Raw genomic sequence first — 17,096 nt, 5'->3', positions numbered from 1 at the left:
AAGGATATAGATATTACATTCTTTGCGACCTCACAGGCTCCAAGTCGCCAGAATATAATATCTATATCCTTGAGTACTGAAGGAAAGGAATTTATAAAAAATTATTAATAGGGTAATATTTTTATAAATGCCTAAAGAATAAAAAGAGAGGAATTAACCTCTCCACTTAAAAATAATTATTCCAATTATCATAACACCAATTCCAATAAACTCTCTAATACCAAAGGAAATTCTTTCAGTTCCAAAAAGACCAAAGGCATCTACTATTCCTGCAGAAGCTAATTGAGCTATTAATATTATTCCAATTCCTAAGGTTGCACCCATAGCACCTATGCTTTTCATAACAGTAAAAATTATAATAACTCCTAGTATACCACCTAACAAATAGAGCTTATTTACATCTTTTATAGCCTTAAAGGAACCTTTTCCAAAAAACATTAGTATTATTAACGTTAATATTAATGCAGTTCCTTGGACTATTACATTAGTTTCCCAAGTTCCAACCTTTTCTTCAAGCCTTGTATTAAAAATCCCTTGAAGTGTCATTGAAATTCCAGAAATAATTGCATATATAATTGCTAACATCATATCACCTCGAAGGTATTATTCCCTCTAGATATAATAAATATTAAAAAACCTTCTATATTAAAATAGAAGGTTTTCTTTTAATTCTTCAAAAATGCTTCTCTAATTTGAGTTTCGGAATATCCTAAAGTTATTCCTAAGCTTATGAAATCTTCAACTAGTGTTAAATAGTGGTCTTCTGAAGTTGATATTATTAAGTCATTTAAATCTATAAATAAATTTAAAAATTGATCACTTAGACAATAATCATTTGGCTTTATTGATACTTCTTCTATTGAATTGTATTTTTTATCTATACCAATAGATATAATTGTAGCAAAACAATCTAAATACTTCTTAAATAAAGCTTCTTTATTTATTTCTAATTCTTCTCCAATCCAATACTTATAACATTGTGTTTCATCAGCTAGATGACTTATTTTTGTATGTAACTCTAAATATTTTCTAGCCCAAATTTTATACTCACTTAAGTTGCTATCAATAACAAGTTGTTTATTTCTTTCTATTTGAGCCTCAAAAAAAGACTTAATTTCCATAAACATCCTCCTGGTTTTTTGGATTTACCATATACTATTTTACAGAAATAAATTGAAAATGAAAAGCGTGGAAAACGACTACAAAAAAATAAATTTTTAAATCTTATAAAAATTGAAGAAATAAAAAAGTAATAATTTCTACTATTATTTTAAATAGGAATTATTACTTTCTTTTAACTTATAAATATAAGTTCTTTTTTAATGGATAACTCTTAACTAAGGTTTCTCTTTTACTATTTGAAAATCTCCATAATTCAATTCTATCTACCTTTAAAGTATCACATTTGGACTTAAAATTAATTTCACCATCAAGTTTTTTCATATCTCTTGGAATAAAATTTAAATTAGCCAAGGATATATGAAGTGGTGACTCGTTAGAATTTTCTTCAACATTAAATCCATGCAGCCTTAATGTATCATTCATTAATCTATTCATTCTTTTAATATATCCAACATCTTGAATATTAATATTTAAGGTTTTATTATTTTCTGAAATAGAAATCTCTTTCATTAATTGTACCTTAAAATTTTTATATGGTTTAATTATTTTATCTACTACAACATCTAATTTATCTATATTTGGATTCTCAATTACTTCTAAAGGTATATAAGGGGCTGGAGAATTTCTATTTGCCCTAAACTTTTTAGAAAGATTCTTTTGTATAGGATTTAAATTTTTATATGATTCATCATCAAATAATGCCACTAAGTAATATTTCATAGCTTCAGCCTCTCATAATATATTAGTTTATACCAATTATAAATGCATACAAACTTTATTATAAATTATAACATATTACAAAAAATTTAAAAAGATTATATAATTTAAAAATTTTATAAATATTTTATTACAAAGTAAGTAAAAAAGCCTTTTGGAAGAAAAAACTCTATTTAATTAAATTATTTTTATGTTATAATGTTAAATGTAAGTTTTTAAGAAAGTTACATAGAATGGATAATTGTTGAAATAATAGGAAACATTAATATATATATATAAATTATGATAAGGGTGAAACGGATGGAAAAGTTAGTTATAAATGGAGGAAAAGTCTTAAAAGGCTCAGTTGACATAAATGGTGCGAAAAACTCAGCAGTTGCTATATTGCCAGCAGCAATAATGGCAAGTGAAGGTAAGTGCATTATTGAGAATGTACCAGATATAGAAGATGTACATTGTCTTGAAAGAATATTAGCAAGTCTTGGATGTAAGGTTAAAAAAATAGATAATAATACTATAGAAATAGATGCTACTGATGTTACAAGCGTTAATGCGTGTACTGATGATGTTAGAAGAATGAGAGCTTCATATTACTTTATAGGAGCTTTATTATCAAGATTTAAAAAAGCAAGAGTAGAATTACCAGGGGGATGCCCTATTGGAGTTAGACCAATAGATCAGCATATTAAGGGGTTTGAAGCATTAGGTGCTAAAGTAAATATTGAGCATGGAGCTGTTACTGTGGAAGCAGAAAAGCTTCAAGGAGCAAATATATTCTTTGATGTAGTTACAGTTGGAGCAACTATTAACGTTATGATTGCAGCAACATTAGCGGAAGGTACTACTATACTTGAGAATGTTGCTAAAGAACCTCATGTTGTTGATGTAGCAAACTTTTTAAACTCTATGGGTGCAGATATTAAGGGCGCTGGAACGGATGTAATTAGAGTAAAAGGTGTAGAAAAGTTAGTTGGATGTAATTATAGTGTTATTCCAGATCAAATAGAAGCAGGAACTTTTATGATTGCAGCAGCAGCAACTAAAGGAGATGTAACTATAAATAATGTTATTCCAAAGCACTTAGAATCTATAGCAGCTAAACTTATAGAAATGGGTGCAACTGTTGAAGAGGGAGACGATAGTGTTAGAGTATATGCAAAGGGAGAGCTAAAGGGTGTTAGTGTTAAGACAGCTCCTTATCCAGGATTCCCAACAGATGTACAACAACCTATGTCAGCATTATTAAGCATAGTACCAGGAAAAAGTTTAATTGCAGAAACTATTTGGGAAAGCAGACATAAGCATATAGATGAGCTTAAGAAAATGGGAGCAACTATAAAAGTTGAAGGAAGAACGGCAATAATTGAAGGTAAAGATAAATTAGTTGGAGCTAAAGTAATAGCAACTGACTTAAGAGCTGGAGCAGCTATGGTTATAGCTGGATTAGTAGCAGAAGGTGTTACTGAAATATACGAAATTGAACATATAGATAGAGGATATCCTCATATAGAAAACAAATTCGCAGCCCTAGGTGCAGATATTACTAGAGACATAGAAGAGTAACATCTATGGGGGAAGAAGAATGAAATTTTGTTCATTATATAGTGGAAGCAGTGGGAATAGCATCTTCATTGCTTCTGAAAATGCAAGAATTTTAATAGATGCAGGTTTACCAGGGAAAAAAATTGATGAAGCTTTAAAGAATATTGGGGAAGACCCAAGTAATTTAGATGGGATTTTTGTAACTCATGAGCATTCAGACCACATTAAGGGGATTGGAGTTTTATCTCGTAAGTATGATATTCCTATTTATACTAATGCGGATACTTGGAATGTATTAGAAGGTTCCATAGGAAAAATAAAAGAGCATAATATAAAGATAATGGATAGAAGATCTACTATGTGTATAAAGGATTTAGATGTAATTTCATTTAATATACCTCATGACGCTGTAGCACCAGTTGGATATACTATTCACTGCAAGGGTAAGAGAGCAAGTGTTACTACGGACTTTGGAATATATACAGGGGAAATAAGAGATAATATAAAGGATTCAGAAGTTATATTATTAGAAAGTAATCATGATGTGAGTATGTTAAAGTTCGGACCATATCCATATACTTTAAAGAGAAGAATTTTAAGCGAAGTTGGACATTTATCTAATGAAGATTGCGGTAAGGCATTAGTTGACTTAATAACATATAAGTCAAATAAAAGAATAATTTTAGGCCATTTAAGCGGAACTAACAATCATCCTGAATTAGCATTAGAAACTGTTAGTGGAGTTTTAAGAGAAAATAATATTATACTAGATAAAGATGTTGATTTAACTATGGCTAACAGACATAGTCCTAGTGATTTAATTGTAGTTTAGTCAATTTAAATAAAATACTTATAAAACATATAAGAAGGAGAATAAAATATGAGTTTATATAAGCAATGGACTGATATGGTAGTTGAATATGTTAAGGTAAAAGGAGAACAAGCTTTTTGGAGTGAGTATATGGAAATAGAAAAGTCTATATACAAGGAAATCTTATCAAAGCACACAGAAAACTATACTTTTACAATTAATGATTTAGCTAAGAAACAAAATACAACAGTTGAATTTATAATGGGATTTGTTGATGGAATTAATGATAGCTTAAAAAATCAATTAGATTTAGAAAATATAACAGCTGAAGAAGAAATAACATTAGAAGTTGACTTAGAAAAGTTATACTTTAATATGTTAGATGCAAAGGCTGAATACTTATATAATTTACCACAATGGGAAGGTATTTTCTCACCAGAAAAGAGAAAAGAAATCCAAAAGCAATACAGAGATTCTGTAACTGTAAGAAATGAAAATAAAATTGGAAGAAACGATGCTTGTCCATGCGGAAGTGGAAAGAAATATAAAAAGTGTTGTGGAAAATAATTTATTTAAAAAGAGATCTATAATTTTTAGATCTCTTTATTTCATTTTTAATGTATATTTATTATAATAAAATTGAAGTAAATATTTGGGAGTGAGATATGATGGACAATAACTTAAAATGGGTGAATGAACAAAAAATATTAAGAACTATAGAAGCTCTTAATAAAAATAACATGAATGGGTACTTAGTAAATACTAATGAGGAGCTTATAGAAAAAATAAAGGAATTAGTAAGTGAAAATTCTACTGTTTCTTGTGGGGGATCAATGTCATTATTTGAAAGAGGAGTTATAGATCACTTAAGAAGTGGAAGGTATAAATTCCTAGATAGATATGAAGAAGGATTAAGTAAAGAAGAAGTAATAAATATTTTTAAAGAAAGCTTTTTTGCAGATGCTTATTTTGCAAGTAGTAATGCAGTAACAGAAGATGGAAAGCTATATAATGTAGATGGTACTGGAAATAGAGTCGCAGCAATGCTTTTTGGACCTGAAAAAGTAATTCTTATAGTTGGTGTAAATAAAATAGTTAAGAATATAGAAGAAGCAGTTGTAAGAAATAGAGAAATATCTGCACCAGCAAATGCTAAAAGATTAAATAAAATGACACCTTGTACTAAGGTTGGCTATTGTGTTGATTGTAAAGGAAGCGATAAGCTATGTAGAGAATTTACAGTAATATCAAGCCAAGGGGATAAGGACAGAATACATGTAATCTTTATGAATGAAGAAATAGGATATTAAAATAATGCATAATGCGTAATAATGGAGGAAATTCCGCTGAAAAGCGGAATTTCTTTTTTTATTGGAAGCTGTTTTCGTAAAAATCAAAAAATTTACTTATGCCTACACCTTGTTTTATTATATCAGGGTCTTCAGTATTTAATTGCCAGCCATAGGTTTTATATTCCTTCCAGTTATTTTTACTAACAGGTTTTAAGTGGTATTGTTCTTCAATAGCTTTAAATCCATCTTTATAATCAATAAGAGCTTGAGAAAATGCTTTATCTGTATCTTTAAAGATAGGTATGCCCTTACTATTTTCACCTAGGGCATAAGCCTCATTATCACCAAAGGAAGCACTACCAGTATATTCTCTTACAACTTTTCCTGAAGAGTTACTACAATAAACAAATGTAAATATTAAACCAAAAGAAAATAAAATAAAAAGGAATTTTTTCATTTATTTCACCTCAATAGAAATATTTAATTTATACCTTAATAGTAAGGTAAAATTAGATTTTAAAGGCATTATAACATATTTTACCATTTGAAAGGGTTAAATAATAATGACATTTTTGTTGTATCAAAAATCTCATTATTAAATAATTATATTATATAGGAATTAATAAATAAGGAGATTATAATGTTTGAGATGTTTCCTTCGATCTTCAATAATTTAATGGGAAATAACCAAGGTTCTAATAAAATAAATAATGGTATGTTTAATCAAAATAATTATAATGGAAATATGTATAGTGGAAGCACTGATAATGGTAATTATAAATATGGAACTTTTACTAATGGAAATGATATAATTAATGTATTTAGTGGAGCTTTTGCGGGAAACTTTGCAGGAACTTTTAATAGTATATTTAATGATGTTTTTTCTACATTAATTAATAATGAAGGGCTAGTTAATAGTATAGTAGAAACTGTAATAAATAGTGATGTTATGACTTCTTTAATAGAAGAAGAAGAGGCTGAAGAAGAAATAGATTTAGAGTTTAGGGACTATGGAGATAGGTACCTTATAGAAGGAAAGCTAGAAGGTGTAAACAAAAAGGACATAGATGTAGATTATGATAATGATCACATAAGTATAAAAGTAAAGAGAGATGCTATAAAAGATAATTACTTTAAAATAGCGATGCTAGAAGAAAAGGATTATGCTGAAAGAAGCTTCTATGTACCTAGGGTAGATTTAAAAAGAATTCAAGCAGTGTTTAATGCAGATGTATTAAGAATATACTTAAAAAAACTTCCTGAAATAGAAGAAGGAACTACAATAATAGATGTAGAAGAGTATAATATTTAAATAGACTATAAATAATTAATACCAATGAGGAGAAAATGGGATGAATATAACTATAATTTCAGTTGGAAAATTAAAAGAAAAATATTTAAAACAAGCAATAGATGAGTATTCTAAAAGGTTATCTAGATATTGCAAGTTAGATATCATAGAGTTATCAGATGAAAAAACACCAGATAATGCATCAGAAAAGGAAGAAAAGCAAATAAAGGATAAAGAAGGGGACTTAATCCTTTCAAAAATAAAAGATAATATGCATGTTGTTGCTATGGATTTAAAAGGTGAAAACCTAACATCAGAACAATTTGCATCATACATAGAAAACTGCGGAGTTATGGGTAACTCCAATATAGCCTTCATAATAGGAGGAAGCTTAGGACTTTCACAAAAGGTAATAAAAAGAGCAAATTATAAACTTTGCTTTTCGAAGATGACTTTCCCTCATCAATTATTTAGGGTAATGTTATTAGAGCAAATTTATAGAGGCTTTAGAATAATTAAGAATGAACCGTACCATAAATAAGTGAGGTTTTTAGCCTTAGGCATTGAAACAACTTGCCTAAGGCTTTTTTTATAGGTGAAAATACCGTATCACAAGTAATGCTTAATTAACAAAATATGTTATAATAAAATCAGGAATAAATTTGAGTAATAGACAAATTGGAATTTGAAAACTATGATTTTATAAGTGGTTACTGCCACTCATAGGGCGTTAATAAAATCCTCCAAAAGCCTTGAAAATAAAGGATTTATCGCAATGTGTTCGCCGTATCCCTTTATATGATTTCACACAAGTTTACTCTTTCCCTGCCTGCTTATAAGGGCAAAATCAAGGGAAAGAAAATCTCATAACAAGATATAACAGAATGTGGCAATCGGGGAAATGTGATGTATGTGCGAATATATTATAACGGAGGATTTTTTAATGGATAAGTACATTTATGATGAAAGCAATGGTCTTTGGTATGAACTACAAGGAGATTATTATATTCCTTGTCTTGCTTTACCAATCGAAAAAGAATACAAGCCTATCGGCTTATGGGGACAGCGACACAAACGCTATTTACAGGAACATAAACGGACAGTTTACACCACGCTTCTCACAAGCGGAAAATTGAACTGTTATCTTGCTGATATTGACGAGCAGGCAACGGAAATGATGTTCCGATTGGTCGAACAAATGGCTGATAAGGAGGGTGTGACCGAACAACTCAAAGCAGAAAACCCGATGTTGTGGATTGGAAGAATGAACGAGATACAAGCAAGGGCGAGAGAAATTGTGTGTAGTGAACTTATTTACAACAAATAAGTGTAACGCTTTATTATACTAAAATACAGTGGGTAGGGAAACCTCTTACCTACTGTATTTTGCCTTGCAGATAGTAATAAAATAAGGGTTTTCATTAGGCAATAGCGTTACATTGGCACACTATCACTCATGCAGATAAACTACCGTATAGAAATTCACATGCCTTTATGATATAATTTTAATATGGCAACAAATTTGAAGATATAAAGGAGATTTAATCGAAATATTATGAAGAAAAAACTGTGCACTATTATTTTATCTACGAGTATTTTATGCTCTTTGTTATCAGGGTGTAGTGACAAACATGTAGCGATAATAATGGATAATGCAAAAGCTTTGAGTCTTACACAAGAAATAGCAGAGAGTTTGAAGCAAGAAGATTATGGAATACAGTCATACACATTTTTGGAATATATTCAAGAGAATTTGCCCGGACGGATTGCAGGTACTGAAAAAGAAAAGGAAATGGCTTCGTTTATATCGGCTGTTCTGTTAAATGGAGGGTATTCCGAAAATGATATAAAAATAAAATCCTTTGATATAGAAGAAGGTGTTCCTTTGATGGATGAATCAGTAGAAAATGCATTTGATGGTGGTAAAAATAGTCAATCAAGTCAAAATATTGAAGTAGTTAAAAACGGTGAATCGGAAAAAACCATTATTGTTGGAGCTCATTATGATAGTGCGGGAACACATGGCGTAGATGATAATGGGTCAGGTGTAGCTGTTGCATTAGAAAATGCATTACGAATGATAGATGTTGAAACACAATATACGATTAGATATGTATTCTTTGGTGCAGAAGAAACAGGAATGCATGGCTCAAGAGAATATGTTAATTCTCTTAAAGAGAAAGAAAAAGACAATATTGTGTTAATGATAAACATAGATAGTATTCTTGCAGGAGATAATCTTTATTTGTATGGAGGAAGCATAAACGATAAAGGTGTTGTTGAAAATGTGGAAGCTGTAAAAAAGGCATATGAAATTGCAAAAAAGGCAAATTTACCAATGCAATTGACGCCAGAAGGAAATGTTGATTATCCTCATCCAACAGGTCAAAAGCGAAGTGACCATGCTCATTTTAGTGATTTAGGAATTCCTTATATTTATTTTGAAGCAACTAATTGGCTCAATGGTTTACCTGTGGAAACTGAAAAACACGGGTTGATTATGCATTCAGATAAAGATGATTTGTCTTTTATAGAAAACGAATATGGGGATCGTGCAAAAGATACATTGGCTAATTATTCTCACTTGCTTCATTTAATATTACAAGAAGATAATTGGGAATAAGAAACAGCAGAGAAATTCAATTTGTAGGGAATCGGATAAGAGATTATGTAAGACACCGCCAGTGTTTAGACGCTGGGCGGTGTTTTTCAATGCCTATCGGCTATCTCTGTCAATGGATTTTTTATGCTGTTTTTGCGGTGGTTTCTGCTTGTTGCGTTCCTGTATCTCACGTAAATGTTTTAGCACGCTCTGCTTTTCAGGCGGTCTATGCTGTCCTTTGGCGGCGGCTGTCGGTTTCCTGCTGACTTGATATTCCCACTCGGTAAGGTCACGGTTGTACTGTTCTACAACGCTTTCCATTTCTCGGAAAGTCCTCATAAAAACTTGTACATCGAAATAACCGTCCGCTTTGAGTGTATCAGGGATTTTATCCAACCTGTCGGCAATCTCCGCTTCGGTTTCTTTGATTTTTACCTCTAACGCTTTTCGTTCTTTGCCTTTGAAAAGCCCCTTTGTATCGGCAAGCTGCTGTTTCAACTGTGGTAGAACTTTGTCCTGCAAGTTTTTGATTTCCTTTGCCTTATCCTGTACTTTTATCATCAGGTTTCGCATATGACGGAACGCTGCCATATCAATATCAAGCGTAGGCTTGGGTGGCATATACTTCTCACGGATAAGGTTTTGCAGAAAATCTTTTGCTTTTGCCACAATCCCACGGAACAGATTAGGCAGCCAGCCTTTGCTTTTGATAGATAGGCTTGCTTTTTCGTGTATCTCGGTCTGCTTGACTTCTAAAATCTTTGCTTCGGAAATACCCGATAACAACGCCATATCCGCTGTCCTGTTCCATTCCTGCCTTGCGGCGTTATCCGCTTCAATCTCGGCGACTTTGGGATTGTTCTTACCGATTTTCTTTGTAGGGAGATAAACGCTGTTCTTATCAAAGACCTTTAACTGCTGTTCGGGATCGGAGATATGCCGATTGATAAGGTCGGTGTAAATCTCCTTTACCTCCCGAAGAAAAGGTTCGCTTTTGAATTTATCATCTTTCACGGTAAAGAGGTGGCTTTCGTAAACCTCGCCCTTTTTAATGACGGTGCAGCCTTTTCGTATCTGTCCGTCCTCCCCTGTGATTTCTTTCTTGGTGCGTACCCTTTTTCCCGTTTCATCATAGAACACGCTGCGTGTGGCTATCTTGATGTCAGGTTCAGGGAGCAGTTTTCTTTCGCTGAAGATAAGGTGGATATGATAGTTTGTCTTGCGTTTGTTGTGGTGGAGGGCTGACACACCCTCCACACCATACCGCCTGCGGAACTCCTCCGTAAAATCTTCAAGGACTTCCTGCGGCTCATATCTTGTATAAATTTCGGGCAGGGCAATAATCAATTCCCTTGCTTCGATACATTTGCCCTCTGTGCCGCTTCGCTTAAATTCCTGCTGGCTTTCCCTTGCAAGGTTCTTCCAAAATTCATTGTCAGCGGTGCGGTAGGTGGCATAGAGATTTTCCTGTCTTGCGTGGCTTGTGATATAGGATATTCTTCCCTTGACATTGTGTAGCTTCGACATCTGTATAAATGAATGTCTTGCCATATACTCCTTCCTCCCGTGATGGGCATACTCTTTTTGCAACCGAGAAATCGGTTGCCGCTATGATACAGTGCCCCCTGCAAGGGCGAAATACCCAGAGTACAAATCGAAGATTTGTGCGAGGGGTGTATTTCGCTCTCAAACGCCGAGGGCTTGGAGAATGCTTATTCTACTTTGCGGACATCGTTTTCATTGAGCAGGTTTCTTCCCTGATTGACGCTCATAAATCGCTCTAAAGTATCCCTGCGGATAATCGCTTTTCTGCCGACCTTGAGGACAGGCAACTTGCCCCACTCTACCAACTTACGCATTGTATTTCTTCCGATACCCGTACATTCTGCTGCTTCTTCTATGGTTAAACCCATTTTGATGTTGCTCATTTTATCGACCTCCTTTCAAAATACGCATTTTGCAACTATGTATCTGTAATTATACTTATTTTGCTATCTCTTGTCAACTCGTTTTGCAACTTATTAAGAAATATTTTTGCCTGTTATTAAATTTATGGTTGCAAAATAGATTTTGTTGTGCTATACTATCAGCAATAGGAGGTGAAAACCTTGAAAAAAGAAAATATATTCACCGCAAAACAGGTCGGTGAACGAGTGAAAGAACGCCGAACAGAATTAAACTTAACAATGCCCGAACTTGGTAAGCGTGTCGGGGTAAACAAATCTACCATTCAGAGATATGAAGCGGACGGAGTAGACCCGAAGCGTACAATGATTATCAACGGGCTGGCAGAAGCACTCCTGACCACTCCCGAATGGCTGACAGGTCTTTCCGAAGATAAGGAATACGACAGCCGCACTTTATGTGCAAGGGATATGGAGAAACATATCAAAAAATATCTTGATACGGTTTCTTCTGTGGTAAAGGGAGAACCGCACCAACAGCTACTCACGACATTCCTCGGAAAAATGATTGACCTCTATACGGTTATGACTTATCACTTTGCAGACGCTATGGCTGAGGTTGACCGTGTAGCGGAGGACGAGGGCTTAAAGCAGTCCTTACGCCGCTATGCGATTGAGTCAGGGGCGATTATGGAAAGGGTTTACCGTAAAGAAATGGAACTTCCTATCGAGGATATGAAGCAGTTTTTAGATGGGATTTTACATATCTACGATGAGGGACGCACCGCTGTAAAGATGGGCGACCTGTTCGGGATAGTGACAGCAGCCGAAGAAAGGGTTGCTGAAAAAGAAAAATTCCGTGGCTCTTTGACAAGTGAAAACGATGACTGACACTCATCGGCATAAGTAACATTATTACTTTACGCACACCATATGTCACAGTCCCGATTGCCACGGATAGAAAGGGGAAATTTATCTATGGCAAAAGGTTCTGTAAGAAAAAAAGGTAAAAAGTGGTACGCACGCTTCTATATCGAAGATGAAAGCGGCAGAAAAGTACAGAAAGAGTTTGTGGGAACAGAAAGCAAGTCTGAAACAGAAGCCCTGCTCAGAAAAGCAATCGCTGACTATGAGGAAAAGAAATTCGTTGCGAAGTCTGAAAACATCACAGTTGGTATGCTTCTCGATCTGTGGGTGGAGGAAGAACTGAAACCCGGCAATCTCAGCAATGGAACGGTAATGTCCTATCAGGGAACGGTCAACCGTATCAAACAGCACCCGATAGGAAACCGAAAGCTGAAAACCGTAACCGCCGACCATTTACAGGCATATATAGACTTTCTCAGCTTTGGCGGTACAAATCCTGACGGTACAACCGCAAAGGCACTCAGCAAAGGGTATCTCCGATTGTTTTCGGCTGTTTTACAAGGGGCGTTCCGTTTTGCAGTATTCCCGAAAAGGCTGATAACCTTCAACCCGATGCAGTATGTGGTATGGCGAGGAAAGAAAGAAGAATACGAACTGTTCTCGGACGAGGACGGAGAAACTGCTTCCACACCAACGCTCAGCTACGAACAGTATCAGAGATTAGAGGACTTCCTGAAAAAGAAAAACAATCCTGCACTTCTTCCTATACAGATAGCCTATTACACAGGCTTGCGTATTGGAGAGGTCTGCGGTCTGACTTGGCAGGACATCAATCTTGAAGAACAATATTTGACAGTACGCCGCAGTATGCGTTACAACGGGGCAAGGCACAAAACAGAAATAGGGGCAACAAAGCGTAAAAAAATCCGCACCGTGGACTTTTGCGATACGCTTGCCGCAATCCTGAAATCTGCGAAAACAGAACAGCACAAAAACCGTTTCCGATACGGGGAACTGTACAGCCTTAATTACTATTTGGAGGTCAAAGAAAAAGACCGCACCTACTATGAGGTTTACAGTCTGCCGAGGTCGGAGGAAGTCCCAGAGGGGTACAAGGAATTATCCTTTGTCTGCCTTAGACCTGACGGGGCATTTGAAGCACCGAGTACAGTAGGGATTATGTGCAGGACAGCAAGAAAAAAGGTGGAGGAATTGGAGGATTTCCACTTCCATATGCTCAGACACACTTATACAAGCAATCTGCTTTCAAACGGTGCAGCCCCTAAAGATGTGCAGGAACTTCTCGGACACGCTGATGTCAGTACCACAATGAACATTTACGCTCACGCTACAAGGGAAGCGAAGCGTACTTCCGCAAGACTGCTGGATAAGGTAATCGGCGGAGAATAAAAATTTCCCTTGTTTCGGCTCATAAGGGCAAAAACAAGGGAAAATACATAAGGTTTGAACATTTAATAGGCGGTATGCCTTGAAAATACAGGGTTTATAGAGGATTGAATAGATAAATCGGAATTTGAGTAGGTGAGTTATGAAATATGAGGTATCAAGCGGAGCGGTAGTATTTACGCGTAAAGAAAATAATATTTATTTCGCTATTGTAAAATCTTTAGAAGGATATTATGGGTTTCCTAAAGGTCATATTGAAGGAAATGAAACTGAAGAAGAGACTGCATTAAGGTAGATATATGAAGAAATAGGTATAAGAGCACAGATTATTACAGGGTTTAGAACAATAGATGAACATCCAGTTCCTAATAAGAAAGATGTGATTAAAAGAATAATATATTTCGTTGCAGAGTATGATAAGCAACAGCTATGTTATCAAGAAGATGAATTAGAAGGTGCTTATTTAATGACATATGAGGAAGCAATGGATGCTTTTCAATTTGAGAGTTCAAAAAGAATACTAAATGAAGCAAAGAAGTTCATTGAATAAATTCTAATTTGTGGTGTTGAGATTAAAATTTTTAAATATAAAAAATTATATAGGTTTATTTTTTATAAAAATTTGATATAATATAAATAAGAAAAGCTTAGTGTTGGTAGCACTAAGCAATCCTTAGAACATTTATTTTGTTTTAGGGCTATTGGATTTAAACGAATATGTTAACAAAAAGGATGCTACTCTTCGTCGGATGGAGCATCTTTTTGTTTGCTTTTAATTTCAATATCAAGACCAATAAATTTTACTGAAATCTTTAAATAATGAACAAAAAGATTATGTTTTAAAACTAATCTAATTATATAAATAACAACAAAGCTCTTTATAATTAACTCAAGCATATCCAATACCACCCCCTAGCTATGATGAAATATCACCAATAGTCCTAGGGAGATAAAACGTTCAAAACCTCCGTAGCCACCCACTACGGACTTTCTAAATATTACTTTAGAATTATACCATATTTATGTAGAATGTATACACAAGAATAAAATGGAAAAACCTCACTTAGGGATGTTACGGAGAACCTTATCATAAGTGACACTCCAAAACTTGTTTTGGTTGCTGGAACTTACACCTGCGAGTGTATATGAGTAGTGTGTTTCCTTTAAGCTTCCAATCTATGATTTGGCAAGGTGAACTTACATCTAAGAACGAAGGTAAGTGGTATGCTTCCTTAAAATTATTATAAAGGGAATGTGGTCAATAGATAAAACTTATATTAGGAATGTTATATGAGATGAAAAGAAAATACTAAAACCCTCCACTTTAACACCAGACTTTTGTTTGGTGTTATTATTTTTACATCAAACAAAAGGATGATGCCAATAGGAGGAAAAAATGATTAATTATAATGATGATAAAGAGTATTTGATTAGCCTATTAAAAAAACTTAATAATTACTTTGATGAATTAAAAATGAAAGTTAAAAAATATGAAAATGAATTTAAAGAATCTATGAAATATTTGTGGGAAAATAAGAGTGATATGGATGGAAAGGAGATTTTTTCGAATGAAAAATCTATATCTCAAATAGTAACTTATGGGGAAGCTTTTGAGAAGCAGAAAAATAAAATTGAAAGAATGATCGATAGTCCATTTTTTGCGAGAATAGACTTTTATGATAAAGAATTTAATGAAGAAGAAGAATTTTATATTGGAAGTGGTGCTTTCTTAGATGATGATAACAATATGCTAGTTTATGACTGGAGAGCACCAATCGCAAGTATGTATTATGATTTTGAAATAGGAGATGCATATTATGATGCTCCAGTAGGAAGGGTATATGGTGAATTAATACTTAAAAGACAATTTAAAATAAAAGATAGTAATATAGAGTATGCATTTGATAGTTCTCTAAGCATAGGAGATGATATACTACAAAAAGAATTAGGAACAACTTCTGATAAAAGAATGAAAACTATTATTGCAACTATACAAAAGGAACAAAATAAAATTATTAGAGATGATTCAGAAGTAGTTATAATTCAAGGAGTAGCAGGATCAGGAAAAACTTCTATAGCATTACATAGAGTGGCATTTTTATTATATAAATATAAAGAGTTTTTAGTTGCTAAGGATATTGTTATAATATCTCCTAATAAGGTCTTCTCAGATTATATTTCAAATGTTTTACCAGAATTAGGTGAAGAAGAAATTTTAGAAAGTAGTTTTGGGGAAATAGCTCAAAGGTATATTGGAAATGAAATAGAATTTGAAGATTACTTGGAGGTATTAAGTGAACTTGCAGATGAAGGAAGAAGTGGGGAAGTAGAAAGAATAAGATTTAAATCTTCAATAGAATTTGTATATCTATTAGATGATTTTATTGAATATGTAAACAATAATTATTTTGAGGCAAATGATTATAAAATAAATAATAAAATAATATCTAAAGAATTTATAGAAAGAAGATATGAGGCTTATAAAAAGTATTCTATTTTTGAGCGAGTAAACAAAATAGCAAATGACATTTTTGAAAAGATACAAGTTGAGAATATGTTTGAAGAGAAAATTCCAACTAAGAATAGTATAATTAAAACTATTACTAAGATGGTTAAGATTGATAGTATTTTAAATTTATATAGCGATTTTTATAAGCATATTAATAGAGAAGATATGTTTATAATTAAAAAAGATAATAAAATAGAATATAGTGATGTGTATCCGTATATTTATTTAAAGATGTTTGTTGAAGGAGCAAAATCTGAAGAGGCTGTCAAACATGTTGTTATAGATGAAATGCAAGATTATACACCAATACAATATGCTATAATAAACAAACTTTACAAATGTAATAAAACAATATTAGGTGATTTTTATCAATGCGTTAACCCATATAATTTAAATACATTACAGGATATGAGTATATTATTCAATAGTGCAAATATTATAGAATTAAATAAAAGTTATAGATCAACATATGAAATTATTAATTTTGCTAGGAAAATTCAGCCATGTAAAATAGAAGCATTAGAAAGGCATGGTGATGAACCAGAAATAATTAAGTGTAATGATATGAGTGATGAGATTGAAAAAATAAAAGTGGAGATAAATAAATTTAAAGAAAGTAATTATTCTAATTTGGGGATTATTTGTAAGACGGAAAAGTTAGTAGAGGAAATTTATAAACATCTATCTGAAGATTTTGAAGTGAATGTTTTAAATATGAATAGTTCAAAGTTTATTAATGGGATAACTATAACAACAGTTACTATGGCAAAAGGATTAGAATTTGATGAAGTCATAATTCCAAAAGTTAATAAAGAAAGTTATAAATGGGAATATGATAGAAGTTTATTATATGTTGCTTGTACAAGGGCTATGCATAAGTTAATAATAACTTATAGTGGAGATTTAACTGAATTTTTATAGATAATAATAAAATAGGAAGTGGTATAGATTTATGAGTGGTTAAAGGTAAATGAGTTCAAAAAAACAACAATACATAGGAGACCAGTTAGAGAATTATAAAATTGTATAATA

At 32.9% G+C, this 17,096-nt stretch carries 20 protein-coding genes; 13 read left to right on the top strand and 7 right to left on the bottom strand.

Annotated features, from left to right (window positions below; genetic code table 11):
- Nucleotides 1-153: 153 nt before the first annotated feature.
- The 3 genes from ACFYH6_RS18025 to ACFYH6_RS18015 form a co-directional block, all read right to left on the bottom strand.
- On the bottom strand, nucleotides 154-585 hold the full coding sequence (locus tag ACFYH6_RS18025) for a DMT family transporter (RefSeq protein WP_316344188.1): 432 nt from the start codon (nucleotides 583-585) through the stop codon (nucleotides 154-156).
- Nucleotides 586-665: 80 nt separating this feature from the next.
- Complete coding sequence (locus ACFYH6_RS18020; RefSeq protein WP_316344179.1) at nucleotides 666-1,121, bottom strand: dUTP diphosphatase; 456 nt, start codon at nucleotides 1,119-1,121, stop codon at nucleotides 666-668.
- 178 nt (nucleotides 1,122-1,299) lie between these two features.
- Nucleotides 1,300-1,842, bottom strand: a complete 543-nt coding sequence (locus ACFYH6_RS18015; RefSeq protein ID WP_316344180.1) for a hypothetical protein — start codon at nucleotides 1,840-1,842, stop codon at nucleotides 1,300-1,302.
- A 297-nt stretch (nucleotides 1,843-2,139) separates the two neighbouring features.
- On the opposite strand from ACFYH6_RS18015, the gene ACFYH6_RS18010 reads away from it, so the two are divergent.
- The 4 genes from ACFYH6_RS18010 (at nucleotide 2,140) to ACFYH6_RS17995 (ending at nucleotide 5,502) form a co-directional block, all read left to right on the top strand.
- Nucleotides 2,140-3,402 carry a UDP-N-acetylglucosamine 1-carboxyvinyltransferase gene (locus tag ACFYH6_RS18010; RefSeq protein ID WP_416179861.1) on the top strand — a complete coding sequence of 421 codons (1,263 nt, stop codon included), beginning with the start codon at nucleotides 2,140-2,142 and terminating at the stop codon, nucleotides 3,400-3,402.
- Nucleotides 3,403-3,421: 19 nt separating this feature from the next.
- Nucleotides 3,422-4,213 (top strand): MBL fold metallo-hydrolase, encoded by a 792-nt coding sequence (locus ACFYH6_RS18005; protein ID WP_416179862.1) that lies wholly within the window; start codon nucleotides 3,422-3,424, stop codon nucleotides 4,211-4,213.
- A 48-nt stretch (nucleotides 4,214-4,261) separates the two neighbouring features.
- A complete protein-coding gene (locus ACFYH6_RS18000) occupies nucleotides 4,262-4,759 on the top strand; it encodes an SEC-C metal-binding domain-containing protein (protein ID WP_316344183.1) in 498 nt (165 codons plus the stop codon).
- A 101-nt stretch (nucleotides 4,760-4,860) separates the two neighbouring features.
- Nucleotides 4,861-5,502 (top strand): lactate utilization protein, encoded by a 642-nt coding sequence (locus ACFYH6_RS17995; protein ID WP_316344184.1) that lies wholly within the window; start codon nucleotides 4,861-4,863, stop codon nucleotides 5,500-5,502.
- Between the two features lie 58 nt (nucleotides 5,503-5,560).
- Here ACFYH6_RS17995 and ACFYH6_RS17990 read toward each other — a convergent pair whose 3' ends face one another.
- Nucleotides 5,561-5,941 (bottom strand): hypothetical protein, encoded by a 381-nt coding sequence (locus ACFYH6_RS17990; protein WP_416179863.1) that lies wholly within the window; start codon nucleotides 5,939-5,941, stop codon nucleotides 5,561-5,563.
- Between the two features lie 183 nt (nucleotides 5,942-6,124).
- On the opposite strand from ACFYH6_RS17990, the gene ACFYH6_RS17985 reads away from it, so the two are divergent.
- The 4 genes from ACFYH6_RS17985 (at nucleotide 6,125) to ACFYH6_RS17970 (ending at nucleotide 9,398) form a co-directional block, all read left to right on the top strand.
- Nucleotides 6,125-6,796: an Hsp20 family protein gene (locus ACFYH6_RS17985; protein ID WP_416179864.1), complete on the top strand. Its 672-nt coding sequence runs from the start codon at nucleotides 6,125-6,127 to the stop codon at nucleotides 6,794-6,796.
- A 40-nt stretch (nucleotides 6,797-6,836) separates the two neighbouring features.
- Complete coding sequence (gene rlmH / locus ACFYH6_RS17980) at nucleotides 6,837-7,316, top strand: 23S rRNA (pseudouridine(1915)-N(3))-methyltransferase RlmH (protein WP_416179865.1); 480 nt, start codon at nucleotides 6,837-6,839, stop codon at nucleotides 7,314-7,316.
- 402 nt (nucleotides 7,317-7,718) lie between these two features.
- Nucleotides 7,719-8,102, top strand: a complete 384-nt coding sequence (locus tag ACFYH6_RS17975) for a TnpV protein (RefSeq protein ID WP_416179866.1) — start codon at nucleotides 7,719-7,721, stop codon at nucleotides 8,100-8,102.
- Nucleotides 8,103-8,420: 318 nt separating this feature from the next.
- Nucleotides 8,421-9,398 (top strand): M28 family metallopeptidase, encoded by a 978-nt coding sequence (locus ACFYH6_RS17970; RefSeq protein ID WP_416179867.1) that lies wholly within the window; start codon nucleotides 8,421-8,423, stop codon nucleotides 9,396-9,398.
- A 93-nt stretch (nucleotides 9,399-9,491) separates the two neighbouring features.
- Here the strand turns inward: ACFYH6_RS17970 and ACFYH6_RS17965 are convergent, their stop codons facing one another.
- On the bottom strand, nucleotides 9,492-10,928 hold the full coding sequence (locus ACFYH6_RS17965; protein WP_416179868.1) for a MobA/MobL family protein: 1,437 nt from the start codon (nucleotides 10,926-10,928) through the stop codon (nucleotides 9,492-9,494).
- A gap of 161 nt (nucleotides 10,929-11,089) precedes the next feature.
- Nucleotides 11,090-11,305 (bottom strand): helix-turn-helix domain-containing protein, encoded by a 216-nt coding sequence (locus ACFYH6_RS17960; protein WP_117768996.1) that lies wholly within the window; start codon nucleotides 11,303-11,305, stop codon nucleotides 11,090-11,092.
- A 180-nt stretch (nucleotides 11,306-11,485) separates the two neighbouring features.
- Here ACFYH6_RS17960 and ACFYH6_RS17955 point away from each other — a divergent pair, with 180 nt between their 5' ends.
- The 4 genes from ACFYH6_RS17955 to ACFYH6_RS17940 all read left to right on the top strand — a co-directional run bounded on the left by ACFYH6_RS17955 (nucleotide 11,486) and on the right by ACFYH6_RS17940 (nucleotide 14,105).
- Nucleotides 11,486-12,172, top strand: coding sequence for a helix-turn-helix domain-containing protein (locus tag ACFYH6_RS17955; RefSeq protein WP_416179869.1), 687 nt, complete (start codon nucleotides 11,486-11,488; stop codon nucleotides 12,170-12,172).
- Between the two features lie 87 nt (nucleotides 12,173-12,259).
- Nucleotides 12,260-13,558 (top strand): tyrosine-type recombinase/integrase, encoded by a 1,299-nt coding sequence (locus tag ACFYH6_RS17950; protein WP_416179870.1) that lies wholly within the window; start codon nucleotides 12,260-12,262, stop codon nucleotides 13,556-13,558.
- Between the two features lie 139 nt (nucleotides 13,559-13,697).
- Nucleotides 13,698-13,850, top strand: a complete 153-nt coding sequence (locus ACFYH6_RS17945; RefSeq protein WP_316343224.1) for a hypothetical protein — start codon at nucleotides 13,698-13,700, stop codon at nucleotides 13,848-13,850.
- An 84-nt stretch (nucleotides 13,851-13,934) separates the two neighbouring features.
- Nucleotides 13,935-14,105: a hypothetical protein gene (locus ACFYH6_RS17940; RefSeq protein WP_316343225.1), complete on the top strand. Its 171-nt coding sequence runs from the start codon at nucleotides 13,935-13,937 to the stop codon at nucleotides 14,103-14,105.
- 185 nt (nucleotides 14,106-14,290) lie between these two features.
- Here the strand turns inward: ACFYH6_RS17940 and ACFYH6_RS17935 are convergent, their stop codons facing one another.
- On the bottom strand, nucleotides 14,291-14,452 hold the full coding sequence (locus ACFYH6_RS17935) for a hypothetical protein (RefSeq protein ID WP_316343226.1): 162 nt from the start codon (nucleotides 14,450-14,452) through the stop codon (nucleotides 14,291-14,293).
- Between the two features lie 499 nt (nucleotides 14,453-14,951).
- Here ACFYH6_RS17935 and ACFYH6_RS17930 point away from each other — a divergent pair, with 499 nt between their 5' ends.
- Nucleotides 14,952-16,985 carry a HelD family protein gene (locus ACFYH6_RS17930; RefSeq protein ID WP_316343227.1) on the top strand — a complete coding sequence of 678 codons (2,034 nt, stop codon included), beginning with the start codon at nucleotides 14,952-14,954 and terminating at the stop codon, nucleotides 16,983-16,985.
- The last annotated feature ends 111 nt before the right edge of the window (nucleotides 16,986-17,096 follow it).

It is taken from the genome of Clostridium sp. HCS.1, assembly GCF_047900555.1.
GTDB lineage: Bacteria > Bacillota > Clostridia > Clostridiales > Clostridiaceae > Clostridium.
This window is presented reverse-complemented; position numbering and strand designations above follow the sequence as displayed.